Below are 14,252 nucleotides of genomic sequence, written 5' to 3'. Positions count from 1 at the left end.
GGGACGCGGCCTCTCAAATCATTTCAAGGGAGCCTTCTGATGTCGCTCGTCCATGAAATCGACTACGGCACGCCCGCTTCGAAGTCCGAGCGGATGGTGACGCTGACCGTCGACGGCTTCGAGGTATCGGTGCCGGAGGGCACGTCCATCATGCGGGCGGCGATGGAGGCGGAGATCTCCGTCCCGAAGCTCTGCGCGACCGACATGGTCGACGCCTTCGGCTCCTGCCGGCTCTGCCTCGTCGAGATCGAGGGCAGGGCGGGCACGCCGGCCTCCTGCACCACGCCGGTGGCGCCGGGCATGGTGGTGCACACGCAGACCTCGCGGCTGAAGCAGATCCGCAAGGGCGTCATGGAGCTCTACATCTCCGACCATCCGCTCGACTGCCTGACCTGCGCGGCCAATGGCGACTGCGAATTGCAGGACATGGCGGGCGTGGTCGGGCTGCGCGACGTGCGCTACGGCAGCGAGGTCGACAACCACTTCAAGCCGCGCGACGGCGTCGACGCGTTCAACGCGCGCTGGATGCCGAAGGACGAGTCCAACCCCTATTTCACCTACGACCCGGCCAAGTGCATCGTCTGCTCGCGCTGCGTCAGGGCCTGCGAGGAAGTGCAGGGCACCTTCGCGCTGACCATCGAGGGCCGCGGCTTCGACAGCCGCGTCTCGCCCGGCGCGCACGAGAGCTTCCTCGGGTCCGAATGCGTGTCCTGCGGCGCCTGCGTGCAGGCCTGCCCGACGGCGACGCTGCGCGAGAAGTCGGTGATCGAGATCGGCCAGCCGGATCGCTCCGTCGTGACGACCTGCGCCTATTGCGGCGTCGGCTGCTCGTTCAAGGCCGAGATGCGCGGCGACGAGCTGGTGCGCATGGTTCCCTACAAGGACGGCAAGGCCAATCGCGGCCATTCCTGCGTCAAGGGCCGCTTCGCCTGGGGCTACGCCTCGCATCGCGACCGCATCCTCAATCCGATGATCCGCGAGACGATCGACGAGCCGTGGCGCGAGGTGTCCTGGCAGGAGGCGCTGAGCTTTGCCGCCGACCGAATGCGCGGGATCCAGAAGAAGTACGGCAAGGAGTCGATCGGCGTCATCACGTCGTCGCGCTGCACCAACGAGGAGACCTACCTCGTCCAGAAGCTGGCGCGCGGCGTGTTCGGCAACAACAACACCGACACCTGCGCCCGCGTCTGCCACTCGCCGACCGGCTACGGGCTCGGCCAGACCTTCGGCACCTCGGCCGGCACGCAGGACTTCGATTCGGTGGAGGATACCGACGTCGTCATCGTCATCGGCGCCAACCCGACCGACGGGCATCCGGTCTTCGCCTCGCGGCTGAAGAAGCGGCTGCGGCAGGGTGCCAAGCTCATCGTCATCGATCCGCGCCGCATCGACCTCGTCCGCTCGCCCCACATCGAGGCGGCGCACCACCTGCCGCTCAGGCCCGGTACCAACGTCGCGGTCGTCACCGCGCTGGCGCATGTCATCGTCACCGAGGGCCTGTTCGACGAGGCCTTCATCCGCGAGCGCTGCGACTGGGACGAGTTCCAGGACTATGTCGAGTTCGTGTCCGACCCGATGCGCAGCCCCGAGGCGGTGGAACTACTCACCGGCGTCGACCCAGAGGAACTGCGGGCGGCGGCACGGCTCTATGCGACCGGCGGCAACGGTGCGATCTATTACGGCCTCGGCGTCACCGAGCACAGCCAGGGCTCGACCACCGTCATCGGCATCGCCAACCTCGCCATGCTGACCGGCAACATCGGCCGGCGCGGCGTCGGCGTGAACCCGCTGCGCGGCCAGAACAACGTGCAGGGCTCCTGCGACATGGGCTCGTTCCCGCACGAACTGCCGGGCTATCGCCACGTGAAGAACGCCGACGTGCGCCAGATCTTCGAAGACCTCTGGGGCGTCCAGATCTCCGACGAGCCGGGCCTGCGTATTCCCAACATGCTGGACGCGGCCGTCGACGGCACCTTCAAGGGCCTCTACTGCCAGGGCGAGGACATCCTCCAGTCCGATCCGGACACCAGGCACGTGTCGGCCGGTCTGGCGGCGATGGAGTGCGTCATCGTGCACGACCTGTTCCTGAACGAGACGGCCAACTACGCCCACGTCTTCCTGCCGGGCTCGACCTTCCTGGAGAAGGACGGCACCTTCACCAATGCCGAGCGACGCATCAACCGCGTCCGCAAGGTGATGGCGCCGCGGAACGGCTACGCCGACTGGGAGATCACCCAGATGCTCGCCAACGCCATGGGCGGCAACTGGAGCTACGCGCATCCCTCGGAGATCATGGCCGAGATCGCCATGACCACGCCGTCCTTCGCCAACGTCACCTACGAGCTGCTGGAGGAAAAGGGCTCGGTGCAGTGGCCCTGCAACGACCGGACGCCGGACGGCTCGCCGATCATGCATGTCGACGGCTTCGTGCGCGGCAAGGGCCGTTTCATCCGCACCGACTATGTGGCGACGGACGAGAAGACCGGCCCGCGCTTCCCGCTGCTGCTCACCACAGGCCGCATCCTGTCGCAGTACAATGTCGGCGCGCAGACCCGGCGCACGGCCAACGTGATGTGGCACGACGAGGACGTGCTGGAGATCCATCCGCACGATGCCGAGAATCGCGGCATCAAGGACGGCGACTGGGTCAAGCTCGCCAGCCGCTCCGGCGAGACGAGCCTGCGGGCCAAGATCACCGACCGGGTGTCGCCGGGTGTCGTCTACACCACCTTCCACCACCCGACGACGCAGGCCAACGTCATCACCACCGACTATTCGGACTGGGCGACCAACTGTCCCGAGTACAAGGTGACGGCGGTACAGATCTCGCCGTCGAACGGGCCGACCGACTGGCAGATGGAGTATGCCGAGCAGGCGCGGCAGTCGCGCCGGGTGGCGGTGCCCGAACCGGCCGAATGAGCGTGACGGCGTTCCCCTCCCGCCGGCTCGTCGACCGCGTCGCGCGGCGCGATGGCGCGCGGGTGGAGGACAGCCGCGCCGTCCCGGAGGAGACGCCGGTGGCATTTTCCTATGGCGGCTCGACCCATGCGGTGATGATGGCGACTCCGGACGATCTGGTTGATTTCGCATACGGCTTCAGCCTGACGGAAGGGATCATCGGTTCGGCCGGCGGCATCGACCGTGTGGAGGTCGTCGAGGCGGGAACGGGCATCGACCTGCAGATCCGGCTCGCGCAGGACGCGGGGGCCGCGCTCGCCGCCCGCAGGCGGCATCTGGCGGGACCGGTCGGCTGCGGGCTCTGCGGCATCGAGAGCATCGAGCAGGCCCTGCGCGAGCCGCGGCCCGTCGCCGATCCGGGCATCCGGATCGCTGCCGCCACCGTTTCGGCCGCAGTCGCCGCGCTGGAGGGCGAGCAGCCGCTCAATTCGGCGACACGCGCGGTGCATGCCGCCGGCTTCTACGCTTTCGACACCGGCATGGTCGCCGTTCGCGAGGACGTCGGCCGCCACAACGCGCTGGACAAGCTTGCCGGCGCGCTGCTGCGCGGCGGCGTCGATGCCGCGCGCGGCGCCGTCGTGGTGACCAGCCGCATCTCGGTCGAGATGGTGCAGAAGACGGCCGCGCTCGGCGCGTCCTTCCTGTTTGCCGTCTCCGCACCGACCGCGCTCGCCGTGCGCACGGCCGAAAGCGCCGGCATCACTCTGGTGGCCGTGGTGCGCGGTGCCGAGTTCGAAGTCTTCACCCATGCCGACCGAATTGCCGGAGGGATCGCCGATGTCGCCTGACAAGCTCGTCTACATGGCCAACCAGATCGCCACCTTCTTCCAGACGCGCAAGCATGAGGAAGCGGTCGCAGGCATCGCGGAGCACATCAACAATTTCTGGGAACCCCGCATGAGGGCACAGTTTTTCCAGCTTGTCGATGCAGGTGGCGGCGGGCTGAAGCCGCTGGTGATCGAAGCGGCGGCGCGGATCAGGCGGCCGAAGACCGCCCCCGTGGGCTGAGTCTCTTCGGCAGGGACCCAGCCGTTCCATCGTCGGGCCAAGACTGCGCCGAGTCCTCGCCACCATGGCGTCGGCCGATCCGCGGCTGCTCGCGCCAACCATGACGTAAACTGACGAGGATCAAGGCGCGCTCTGCGGTTGTGCTCCAATTGGCGACCTTGCCGCGGCGCGCGCCCATCGCCCGTTGCCGCGGCAGGACCGAGCATCGGAGACGCCATGATCCAGCCGACCACGCCGTTTCAAGCTGCGGATGCCCCCCTGGAACGCCTGCCTGCGGGTGCATGGCATGCCGAGGACGTGCAGGCGGCGCACGCGGCCCTGAAGGTCGCGCCTGACGGGCTTTCGGATTCCGAGGCGGCGCGGCGGCTTTCCGCCTTCGGCCCGAACCGGCTGCCGGAAGGCCGGCGGCGCGGCGCGCTGGTGCGGTTCCTCGCCCAGTTCCACAACCTTCTGATCTATGTGCTGATCGCGGCGGGAGTGATGGCGGCGGCGATCGGGCACGTGACGGATTCGCTGGTGATCCTAGCGGTGGTGCTGGCCAATGCGGTCATCGGTTTCGTCCAGGAGGGGCGGGCCGAAAATGCACTCGCGGCCGTGCGGGGCATGATCGACCCGCATGCCTCCGTGTTGCGCGGCGGCCGGCGGGTGACGATCGCGGCCGAAGACGTCGTTCCGGGCGACCTGGTGCTGCTCGAGGCCGGAGACCGCGTCCCGGCCGACCTCAGGCTGGTCAAGGCGCGCAATCTGCTGATCGACGAGGCGATCCTGACCGGCGAATCGGTCCCGACCGACAAGGCCACGCGGCCGGCCGGCCTGAACGCGTCGCTTGGCGACCGGACCTCGATGGCCTTCTCCGGGACATTCGTGGCGGCGGGGCAGGGCACCGGCATCGCCGTGGCGACCGGGCGTGCGACCGAACTCGGCCGCATCTCCTCGATGATCGGCGCGGTCGAGCAACTGGCGACGCCGCTGGTGCGGCAGATAAACCAGTTCGCGCGGCAGGTGACGATCGCGGTGCTCGCCGCATCGGTCCTCGTGTTCGCCTATGCGCTCTACGTGCAGGGCTATGCGATCGACGAGGCCTTCATGACCGTCGTCGGCCTCGCCGTCGCGGCCATCCCCGAAGGGCTGCCGGCCGTGATGACGATCACGCTCGCCGTGGGCGTGCAGCGCATGGCGCGCCGCAATGCCATCATCCGGCGGTTGCCCGCGGTGGAGACGCTGGGCTCCGTGTCGGTGATCTGCTCGGACAAGACGGGAACGCTGACACGCAACGAGATGATGGCCGGCGTGCTGGTGGTGGCGGACGGTAGCGTCGCGGTGAGCGGCGCCGGCTACGAACCGAGAGGCTCCTTCGAAGACGTCGAGGGCAAGGCGATGGCGCCGCTGGCGGATCCGGTCCTTGCCGAACTGATCCGCGCAGCGTTCCTGTGCAACGACGCCGCCTTGCGCGAGGCGGATGGCCGCTGGGCCGTCGACGGCGATCCGATGGAGGGAGCCCTGATCTCGCTGGCGCTCAAGGCAGGGCTCGATCCGGTCGAAGCGAGGGAGGCCTCGCCGCGCCGGGACGAGATCCCGTTCGATTCGCGTCACCGCTACATGGCGACCCTGCACCAGCCGGCCGAAGGCGACGCGCTGGTCTACGTCAAGGGCGCGCCTGAACGCATCATCCACATGTGCGGCGTCATCGCCACGCGGGACGGCGAGGCGCCGCTGGACCGGGCGACGTGGGACGATGCCGTGCACCGGCTGGCCGGAGACGGGCGCCGCATCATCGCGGTCGCGCGGCGACAGATGCCTGCCGGCGCGACCGACATCGAGCCCGCCGATGTCGGGGCCGGGCTCACGTTCCTCGGGCTCGTCGGGCTGATCGACCCGCCCCGTCCCGAGGCCGTGGCGGCAATCGCCGAATGCCGGCGCGCCGGGATCAGCGTCAAGATGATCACCGGCGACCATGCCGCGACGGCGCGCGCCATTGCCCGCGAACTGGGGCTCGCCGACGATCCCAAGGCGTATACGGGACAGGATCTCGACACGGTCGACGGCCCGCAGTTCGGCAGGCTGGCGCGTGAAGGTTCAGTGTTTGCGCGGACCAGTCCCGAGCACAAGCTGCGGCTCGTCGAATCGCTTCAGTCGACCGGCGACGTCATCGCCATGACCGGCGACGGGGTGAACGACGCGCCCGCGCTGAAACGCGCCGACGTCGGTGTCGCCATGGGCCGCAAGGGCACCGAGGCGGCGAAGGAGGCGAGCGAGATGGTGCTGGCCGACGACAACTTCGCCTCGATCGTGGCCGCCGTGCGCGAGGGCCGGACGGTCTACGACAATCTCACCAAGGTGATCGCCTGGACGCTGCCGACCAATGGCGGCGAGGCCTTCACCATCATCCTGGCCATCGCCTTCGGCCTGACCCTGCCGGTCACGCCGATCCAGATCCTGTGGATCAACATGGTCACCGCGGTGGCGCTGGGGCTGACGCTCGCTTTCGAGCCGACGGAGGAGGGCGCCATGGCGCGGCCGCCGCGGCGTTCGCGCGAGGCGCTCCTGTCCGGCCGGCTCCGGTGGCGGATCCTCTTCGTCTCGGCGCTGATGGTCGCCGGCACGATGGGGGTTTTCATGCTCGCACTCGCCGAGGGACATACGGTCGGCACGGCGCGGACCATGGCGGTCAACGCGATCGTTGTGATGGAGATCTTCTACCTGTTCAGCGTCCGCTACGTGCATGGACCGTCGCTGACGTGGCAGGGCGTGCTCGGCACGCCCGCGGTCCTGACGGGTGTGGCCATCGTGGTCGCGGCGCAGTTCGCGTTCACCTATGCGCCGCCGCTGCAGGCCATCTTCGGCTCCGAGGCTCTGCGGCTGAACGATGGACTCGTGGTGGTGGGAGCCGGGGTCGCGATGCTCCTCGTCGTGGAACTCGAAAAGCGCCTGGCAGCGCTCTGGCTGCGCCGGGGGTGACGATCGGTACCGCGGCGACGGGCGACTGCGGAAAACGGCGGCTGCCATGGAACCCGATGGGCTCTCGCACCTTCAGGCGGAAGACCTGTCGCGAACGAGGAGCCTTCGCCATGCTGCCTGCCGTCGTGGTTCTTTCGATCGGAGAAGACGTCGTCGGGCTCGGCCTGATCGCGTTCGCAGCGCTCGGCGCCATCCATTGGAGCCGGGCTTTCGGCGAAGAAGGCTAGGCTGAGGCCGGCGGTGTCGCGAGAGCGCGGCGCACGTCGGTTTCGGTGATCTCGGCGACCGGCTTCAGGACGCGATAGGTGGTGAAGTTGAAGCCGGGCTTCATCACGCCGATCACCGTCTCGAGGTCGGGGCATCCGGCTTCCCGGCAGGCCACCTGCGATACCGAGACGGGAACGTCGTCCGACAGGGCAAGCGCCGCGCGCGCCCAGCGCTTGATCGACGTGGTGTCGAGGCGGGGCTTCGGCGGCAGGGGATTGAAGAAGAAGCGGCTCATCTGGGGTCGGTCTCCGGGGCGGCGCAGGAAGCGGGGGCGCAGGCCGATCGCGATATGTAATAACATAACGACGGCAGGTTTAGCACGCCGCCGCGGCGGGTCAAGCAGAGTGCAGCGGCTTGCGCGAAATGGTCGCCAGAGGGACGCACGCCTCGCGGCCCGCGTCCGCCGATGAGGAGGGGACGGGCTGCCGAGTACGGGCGCCTTAAAACTTCCTTGTCCGGGCCGGGGCTATCACCTCTGCAGGCGCGCAATCGGGCGAGCGACGACGAGGCAGGGCGGCGCGGATGCGCATCGAGGATGGAGATCGGGGCTCAGGCCCGACAAGGCGCGGCGGACGTGGCTGACCTTGCCGTCTATGCCGGTCTCTTCGCCGTCGCCTTCGTCGCGGCGACCATCCTTCCGGCACAGTCGGAGGCAGCGCTCGTCGCGCTGCTCGTCGCCGATGCGCAGCCGGCGGCGCTGCTGGTTCTGGCAGCGAGCGCTGGCAACACCTTGGGCGCGGTCGTCAACTGGGCGCTTGGTCGCGGTGTCGAACGCTTCAGCGGCCGGCGCTGGTTCCCGGTCGAGCCCCGGCATCTCGACCAGGCGACCGGCTGGTACCGTCGCTGGGGCCGGTGGAGCCTGCTGTTCAGCTGGGCGCCGGTCGTCGGCGACGCGCTGACGGTGGCGGCGGGCGTCCTGCGCGAACCGTTCTGGAGCTTCCTCCTGCTTGTGGCCATCGCCAAGACAGGGCGTTATCTCGTGCTGGCTGCCGCCACGCTCGGCTTCGTCTGAGGACGGAGGCCCGTCGCGGGTCAGGCGCCCCAGACGACGGCCTGCTCGTGCCGCTTGATGAGATGACGCAGCGTGTCGAAGCTCTCCTTCACATGGCCGGCGAAGGCTTCCGCCGCCGGCGAGCGCGGCGCTTCGGCGAGCCTGAGCAGGCCGAGCGCGCGTTCGGGATGCGGCAGGCCGATCGGAAGGGCGGTGATCGCCTTCTCCTTGCGGAATGCGAAGACCACGCCATGCGGCAGCACGGTCAGGGCATCGGTGCCCTTCAGGTAGGTCATCGCGCTGGTGAGCGAGCCCCCCGAATAGCGGACCTTGATCTCGGTCGCGCCGAGCGAGAGCAGCAGGCTGCGCAGGTCGGCCAGCAGCGGGCTGCCGGGCGGCGGCGCGATCCAGGGGTAGTCGAGCAGGTCCGGCGCCCGGATCTTGCGCTTCAGCAGAAGCGGGTGGGTCGAACGACAGGCGACGACATTGCGGCCGGGCAGGATCTCCTGGAAGCGCAGCCCTGAGCCCTCGTCGAGGATGTCGACCGGGCAGACCGCGAGGTCGAGCCGGCCGGCGAGCAGTCCGGCCTGGAGTTCCGGCAGATAGCCGTAGCTCTGGTCGATGCGCACGTCGGGGAACTGGTTCTGGAACTCCGCGATCGTTCCGGAGATCAGCGCGTCCATGAAGAAGGGCGTGCCGCCGATGCGCACCAGCCCGCTCCTGCCGTGGTGGAAGCTGGTGACGAGGTCGGACGCCTTGCGCGAGGCGATCAGCATCGCCTGCCCATGCTCGGCCAGGGCACGGCCGAGCGGGGTGGGCTGCAGCGGGCGGCGTCCCTTGACGAAGAGCGGCTCGCCGAGCCGCTTTTCCAGCATCGCCAGCGTGCGCGAGACCGCCGGCTGCGCCAGGCCGAGCGAGGCGGCACCTTCGGTCACGCCGCCGCTCTGGACGACCGCTGCAAGCTGTATCAGGTGTCGCTCGTCGAGCTTCATAACCGATCGTTATACCGATCAGCGAAGAAATCATCAACCTCCGCGTCTGCGGCTGCTAGGCTGCAACTGTTCTGGGAGGAGCGTGATCGTGGGAAGCATCGCCTTCAGCGAGGGGAGTTCGTCCGACATCGTCGGCGAGCGCCTGTCGCGTTGCGGTCAGGACGATCTGATCCGGGGGTTGACCGCGGTGGTGACGCATCTGCACCAGGTGGTGCGGGACGTCCGGCCCAGTGCCGGGCAGTGGCGGGCCGCGGTGGATTTCCTGACCGAGGTCGGCCACGCCGCCGACGAGCGGCGCCAGGAATGGGTGCTCCTGTCCGATCTGCTCGGTGTGACGGCGCTCGTCGAGGAGATCAATTCGCAGCGGCCCAAAGGAGCGACGCCCAACACGCCGCGCGGGCCCTTCTACCGCGCCGACGCGCCGCGCCTGCCGCTGGGCGCCGACATCTGCCTCGACGGCAAGGGAGAGCCGCTCGGCGTCTCCGGCCAGATCCGCGATCTCGACGGACAGCCGATCGGCGGCGCGACGATCGAGACCTGGCAGGCCAATCCGCAGGGCTTCTACGAGAACCAGCAGCCCGACCTGCAGCCGGAGTTCAACCTGCGCGGCGTCTTCCAGACCGGGGCGGACGGGCGCTTCGCCTGGAGGACCGTCAAGCCCGCCGGCTACCGGGTGCCCGACGACGGTCCGGTCGGACAGTTGCTCGGCCGCATCGGCTACCCGCTGCGGCGCCCGGCGCATCTCCACTTCCTCGTCAGGGCCGCGGGCTTCGATACGGTCACCACGCAGGTCTACGATCCTGCCGATCCGGACGTCCACGAGGATGCGATCTTCGGGGTGAAGCCGGAGCTGATCGGCGATTTCCGCCCCCATCGCGACCCGGGCGGGTGCCACCTCTGGTCGCTCGAGTTCGACTTCGTCCTGGTCCGCACCCGGCCGGGCAACCGCCGTACCGGCGACGACACGACATGCATGCAGAAGCTCTGACATCACGGGAGGAACGAAATGGCACTGATCAGCGGATACCACCACGTCACCATGAGCGTCGACGGCGCCCAGGAGGATTTCGATTTCTTCACCGGCACGCTCGGCATGAAGTCGATCAAGAAGACCGTTCTCTTCGACGGCACCACGCCCGTCTACCACCTCTATTACGGCAACGACGCCGGCGATGCCTCCACCATCGTCACCACCTTCCCCTTCCGCAAGCCGGGCGTGTTCGGCCGACGCGGCACCAACCAGTCGAAGATCATCCAGCTCTCCGTCCCGCGCCAGAGCCTCGACTTCTGGGAGGACCGGCTCAATGCCGCCGGCTTCAAGGCCGGGCGGACCGAGCGCTTCGGCCTGCCCCGCGTCGCCTTCGCCCATCCGAGCGGCATCCCGCACGAACTGGTGGCGGCCGAGAAGGACGACCGACGGTCCATCGTCTCCGACGGCATTTCCGCCGAGAACGGCATCAAGGGCATCTACGGCGTCGGCATCGCGGTGTTCGACCGCACCTCGATGGACGACTTCATGAGCGTCGGCATGGGCATGGAGAAGCTCGGCGAGGACGGTGCGAACCTGAAGTTCACGCTGCCCGGCGCCGAGGCGACCACGGCCGTGGAGGTGCTGCACGAGCCCGACACGCCGCAGGGCACCTGGACGCTCGCCGGCGGCACGATCCACCACCTGGCGCTGGATACCGGGAACGAGGAGAACCAGCTGAAGCTGAAGGCGCATCTCGAAGGGCTCGGCTTCACCGACGTCTCCGACCAGAAGGACCGCAACTACTTCAAGTCCTGCTACGTCCGCTCGCCGGGCGGTGCCCTGTTCGAGATCGCCTGGACGGTGCCGCAGGGCTGGGCGATGGACGAGCCGGCCGGCCAGACCGGCCGCACGCTGGTCTTCCCGCCCTGGTTCGAGGATCGCAAGGCCGAGATGATCGCCGGGCTCGAAGAGTTCCGCTGGTAGGCGGGCAAGGCGGGAGGACCAGACCTTGGCGCAGCTCCACGACACGCCCCTGAGGTTCGGCGTCCCGGCCCGGGAAGCTGCGCGGCTGTGCGTGTTCGTCCATGGCCGCGGACAGACGCCGGAGGAGATGGTCGCCCATGTCCTCGGGCGCCTGCCCGACGACGACACGCACTTCATCCTTCCGCGCGCACCGGGCGGAGCCTGGTACGATGCCCGCGCCGTCGATCCGGCCTCCGCGACGACGCTGGCGCAGCTCGAGGCGGCGCTCGACGCCGTCGACGCCTGCATCGCGATGGCTTCGGCGGACGGCGTGCCGGCGGAGCGGCCGGTCCTCGCCGGCTTCTCGCAGGGTGCCTGCGTGGTCATCGAGCATGCCATGCGGCGCAACCGCCCGCTCGGAGCGCTGGCCGCGCTGACCGGCTGCCGGGTCGGACCGCCGACGGAAGCCTCGCCGCGGCGCCGGCTCGACGGCCTTCCCGTCTATCTGTCGGGCAGCGACGCCGACCCCTGGATCCCGGCTTCCGCGGCCTTCGCGGCGGCGGCCGATCTCGCCGCCTGCGGGGCGCGGCTGCGGGCCGAGAGTTTCCCGGGCCGCGACCATGCCGTGTGCGACGCCGAGATCGAGGCTTTCGCCGTGCTTCTGACACAAGTCGACGAGGCGATGCCATGACTCCGATCCGGCCCTTCGTCTTTCCCGGCCTGCGCTCGCGGGTGATCTTCGGCGCCGGCAGCATCGGGCAGGCTGCAGCCGAGGTGGAGCGGCTCGGCCGTTCGCGCGCCCTCGTGCTGTCGACGCCGAACCAGGAGGCCGACGCCGGCGCGCTCGCCGCGCGGCTCGGTCCGCTCGCGGCCGCGAGCTTCTGCGAGGCCGCCATGCACACGCCGGTCGAGGTCACAGAGCGGGCGCTCGCCGTCTTCGACGCGGCGAAGGCGGATTGCGTGGTTGCGCTCGGCGGCGGCTCGACGATCGGGCTCGGCAAGGCCATTGCGACGCGGACCGGCGCCGATCAGCTCGTCATTCCCACCACCTATGCCGGCTCCGAGATGACCGACATCCTGGGTGAGACCGCCGGGGGCGAGAAGATCACCCGCCGGGACCCCTCGATCTTGCCCGAGACCGTCATCTACGACGTCGACCTGACGCTGACGCTGCCCGTGGCCATGACGGTGACGTCCGGCCTCAATGCGCTCGCCCATGCCGCCGAGGCGCTTTACGCGGTCGACCGCAATCCGGTGATTTCGCTGATGTCGGCCGAGGCCGTCCGGGCGCTGGCCGAGGCGCTGCCCACCGTCCTGCGCGACCCGTCCGACGTGGAGGCCCGCGGTCGCGCGCAATACGGCGCATGGCTCTGCGGCATCGCGCTCGGCGGTTCGGCAATGGCGCTGCACCACAAGCTCTGCCACACGCTGGGCGGCAGCTTCGGGACGCCGCACGCCGAGACGCACGCGATCCTGCTGCCGCACACGGTCGGCTTCAACGCGGCCGCCGTCCCCGGACTGCTCGCTCCAATCGCCGACGCCTTCGGCGACACCGCCGGGCGCGGCCTGTTCGGCTTCGCGCAGGCGCTCGGCGCGCCGACGAGGCTCGCCGATCTCGGCCTTTCGGAGGCCGACCTCGACCGCGCGGCGGAGTTGGCGACCGAAAGACCTTATACCAATCCCCGGCCTTTCGACCGGCAGCAGATCCGATCGCTCCTCCAGGATGCCTGGGCGGGGCGGTCGCCGCCGCACTGACAATGCAGTCACGTCAACAGGGAGGAGACGACATGATCACCAGAAGAACATTGCTGCGAAATGCAGCCGCGACCGGGGTACTCGCCGGCACCTCCGGCCTCGCCATGCCGGCGCTGGCCCAGAACCGGGCGGTCCGGCTCGGCTATGTCAGTCCGCAGACCGGCCCGCTCGCCGCCTTCGCCGAGGCGGACAAGTTCGTCATCGACAGCTTCATGTCGGCCACGAAGGCTGCCGGTCTGAACATCGAGGTCATCGTCAAGGACAGCCAGTCCAACCCCAACCGCGCGGCCGAAGTGGCCAATGAACTCATCGTCAGCGACGAGATCGACCTGATGCTCGTCGCCTCGACGCCGGAGACCACCAACCCCGTCACCACCACCTGCGAGGCCGAGGAGATGCCCTGCATCTCGACCATGGCGCCGTGGCAGCCGTGGTTCATCGGCCAGCAGGGCAATCCCGGCGATCCCGCCTCCTGGCAGCCCTTCGAGAGTTCCTTCCACTTCTTCTGGGGACTGGAGGACGTCATCGCCGTCTTCACCAACATGTGGGCGCAGGTCGAGACCAACAAACAGGTCGGCGGCCTCTTCCCCAACGATGGCGACGGCAATGCCTGGGGCGATCCGAACGTCGGTTTCCCGCCGGTCCTCAAGGAGAAGGGCTACACGCTGACCGATCCGGGCCGCTACCAGAACCTGACGGACGACTTCTCGGCCCAGATCAACGCCTTCAAGGCCGGCGACATCCAGATCGTCACCGGCGTGATGATCCCGCCGGACTTCACGACCTTCTGGAACCAGGCCAAGCAGCAGGGCTTCACGCCGAAGGTCGCCTCGATGGGCAAGGCGATTCTCTTCCCGCAGGCGGTCGAGGCGCTCGGCAATGCCGGCCACAATCTGTCGTCGGAAGTCTGGTGGTCCCCCAGCCACCCGTTCACGTCGTCCCTCACCGGGGAGACTTCCGCGCAGGTCGCCGCAGGGTTCAGTGCGGCCACGAGCCGTCCCTGGACGCAGCCGATCGGCTTCATCCACGCGCTGTTCGAGGTCGCCGTCGACGTCGTCAAGCGGGCCGGCGATCCGACCGACCGCGACGCGGTGGTAGCGGCCATCGCGGCGACGAAACTCGACACGCTGGTCGGGCCGGTCACCTGGGACGGCGCCAACCTGCCGCCCTTCGCCCAGAAGAACGTCGCCAAGACGCCGCTGGTCGGCGGCCAGTGGCGGCTGAAGGACGGCGGCGGCTACGACCTCGTCGTCGTGGACAATGCGACCGCGCCGAACATTCCGACCGGCGGCCGCATGGAAGCGATTTCCTGATCGTTGCGGGGGCGGCCTTTGCCCGCCCCCTTCCTTTCTGAACCGGTTCGTGGCGAGGAGGCCCGTCGGCGTGCAGC

The 14,252-nt window shown here is 69.0% G+C and carries 12 protein-coding genes; 10 read left to right on the top strand and 2 right to left on the bottom strand.

The window, feature by feature from the left end; genetic code table 11:
• The first annotated feature begins 39 nt into the window (after positions 1-39).
• From fdhF to IAI54_RS08885, 4 genes are all read left to right on the top strand, one after another.
• Positions 40-2,919, top strand: coding sequence for a formate dehydrogenase subunit alpha (fdhF, locus tag IAI54_RS08900; protein ID WP_187972005.1), 2,880 nt, complete (start codon positions 40-42; stop codon positions 2,917-2,919).
• Positions 2,916-3,746, top strand: a complete 831-nt coding sequence (gene fdhD, locus IAI54_RS08895) for a formate dehydrogenase accessory sulfurtransferase FdhD (protein WP_187972004.1) — start codon at positions 2,916-2,918, stop codon at positions 3,744-3,746. The genes fdhF and fdhD overlap by 4 nt, the downstream gene beginning before the upstream one ends.
• Positions 3,736-3,966, top strand: coding sequence for a formate dehydrogenase subunit delta (locus tag IAI54_RS08890; protein WP_187972003.1), 231 nt, complete (start codon positions 3,736-3,738; stop codon positions 3,964-3,966). The genes fdhD and IAI54_RS08890 overlap by 11 nt, the downstream gene beginning before the upstream one ends.
• 216 nt (positions 3,967-4,182) lie before the next feature.
• Positions 4,183-6,924, top strand: a complete 2,742-nt coding sequence (locus tag IAI54_RS08885; protein WP_187972002.1) for a cation-transporting P-type ATPase — start codon at positions 4,183-4,185, stop codon at positions 6,922-6,924.
• Between the two features lie 223 nt (positions 6,925-7,147).
• Here IAI54_RS08885 and IAI54_RS08880 read toward each other — a convergent pair whose 3' ends face one another.
• A complete protein-coding gene (locus IAI54_RS08880) occupies positions 7,148-7,426 on the bottom strand; it encodes a nitrate reductase (RefSeq protein WP_187972001.1) in 279 nt (92 codons plus the stop codon).
• Between the two features lie 339 nt (positions 7,427-7,765).
• Between IAI54_RS08880 and IAI54_RS08875 the strand changes: the two genes are divergently transcribed.
• The gene (locus IAI54_RS08875; RefSeq protein WP_187972000.1) at positions 7,766-8,203 is read left to right on the top strand and encodes a YqaA family protein; all 438 of its coding nucleotides are present in this window, start codon (positions 7,766-7,768) and stop codon (positions 8,201-8,203) included.
• A gap of 20 nt (positions 8,204-8,223) precedes the next feature.
• On the opposite strand, the gene IAI54_RS08870 is transcribed toward IAI54_RS08875, so the two are convergent.
• The gene (locus IAI54_RS08870; RefSeq protein WP_187971999.1) at positions 8,224-9,174 is read right to left on the bottom strand and encodes a LysR family transcriptional regulator; all 951 of its coding nucleotides are present in this window, start codon (positions 9,172-9,174) and stop codon (positions 8,224-8,226) included.
• 88 nt (positions 9,175-9,262) lie between these two features.
• Between IAI54_RS08870 and IAI54_RS08865 the strand changes: the two genes are divergently transcribed.
• The 5 genes from IAI54_RS08865 to IAI54_RS08845 are packed head-to-tail and all read left to right on the top strand — an operon-like array spanning position 9,263 to position 14,175.
• Positions 9,263-10,162 carry a dioxygenase family protein gene (locus IAI54_RS08865; protein WP_420838270.1) on the top strand — a complete coding sequence of 300 codons (900 nt, stop codon included), beginning with the start codon at positions 9,263-9,265 and terminating at the stop codon, positions 10,160-10,162.
• Positions 10,163-10,180: 18 nt separating this feature from the next.
• The gene (locus IAI54_RS08860; RefSeq protein ID WP_187971997.1) at positions 10,181-11,128 is read left to right on the top strand and encodes a VOC family protein; all 948 of its coding nucleotides are present in this window, start codon (positions 10,181-10,183) and stop codon (positions 11,126-11,128) included.
• Between the two features lie 25 nt (positions 11,129-11,153).
• The gene (locus IAI54_RS08855) at positions 11,154-11,798 is read left to right on the top strand and encodes an alpha/beta hydrolase (RefSeq protein ID WP_235679302.1); all 645 of its coding nucleotides are present in this window, start codon (positions 11,154-11,156) and stop codon (positions 11,796-11,798) included.
• Positions 11,795-12,862: a maleylacetate reductase gene (locus tag IAI54_RS08850; protein ID WP_187971996.1), complete on the top strand. Its 1,068-nt coding sequence runs from the start codon at positions 11,795-11,797 to the stop codon at positions 12,860-12,862. The genes IAI54_RS08855 and IAI54_RS08850 overlap by 4 nt, the downstream gene beginning before the upstream one ends.
• 32 nt (positions 12,863-12,894) lie before the next feature.
• Complete coding sequence (locus IAI54_RS08845) at positions 12,895-14,175, top strand: ABC transporter substrate-binding protein (RefSeq protein WP_187971995.1); 1,281 nt, start codon at positions 12,895-12,897, stop codon at positions 14,173-14,175.
• Positions 14,176-14,252: the final 77 nt, after the last annotated feature.

Origin of the sequence: Aquibium microcysteis, assembly GCF_014495845.1 — a bacterium.
Classification (GTDB): Bacteria; Pseudomonadota; Alphaproteobacteria; order Rhizobiales; family Rhizobiaceae; genus Aquibium; species Aquibium microcysteis.
The sequence above is the reverse complement of the archived record's forward strand: the minus strand, read 5'-3'. Positions and strand labels throughout refer to the sequence as shown.

Coding starts and splice junctions, on each gene's coding strand:
- fdhD (WP_187972004.1), top strand. CDS start 2,916: ATGAGCGTGACGGCGTTCCCCTCCCGCCGGCTCGTCGACCGCGTCGCG.
- fdhF (WP_187972005.1), top strand. CDS start 40: ATGTCGCTCGTCCATGAAATCGACTACGGCACGCCCGCTTCGAAGTCC.
- IAI54_RS08890 (WP_187972003.1), top strand. CDS start 3,736: ATGTCGCCTGACAAGCTCGTCTACATGGCCAACCAGATCGCCACCTTC.
- IAI54_RS08870 (WP_187971999.1), bottom strand. CDS start 9,174: ATGAAGCTCGACGAGCGACACCTGATACAGCTTGCAGCGGTCGTCCAG.
- IAI54_RS08845 (WP_187971995.1), top strand. CDS start 12,895: ATGATCACCAGAAGAACATTGCTGCGAAATGCAGCCGCGACCGGGGTA.
- IAI54_RS08860 (WP_187971997.1), top strand. CDS start 10,181: ATGGCACTGATCAGCGGATACCACCACGTCACCATGAGCGTCGACGGC.
- IAI54_RS08880 (WP_187972001.1), bottom strand. CDS start 7,426: ATGAGCCGCTTCTTCTTCAATCCCCTGCCGCCGAAGCCCCGCCTCGAC.
- IAI54_RS08885 (WP_187972002.1), top strand. CDS start 4,183: ATGATCCAGCCGACCACGCCGTTTCAAGCTGCGGATGCCCCCCTGGAA.
- IAI54_RS08850 (WP_187971996.1), top strand. CDS start 11,795: ATGACTCCGATCCGGCCCTTCGTCTTTCCCGGCCTGCGCTCGCGGGTG.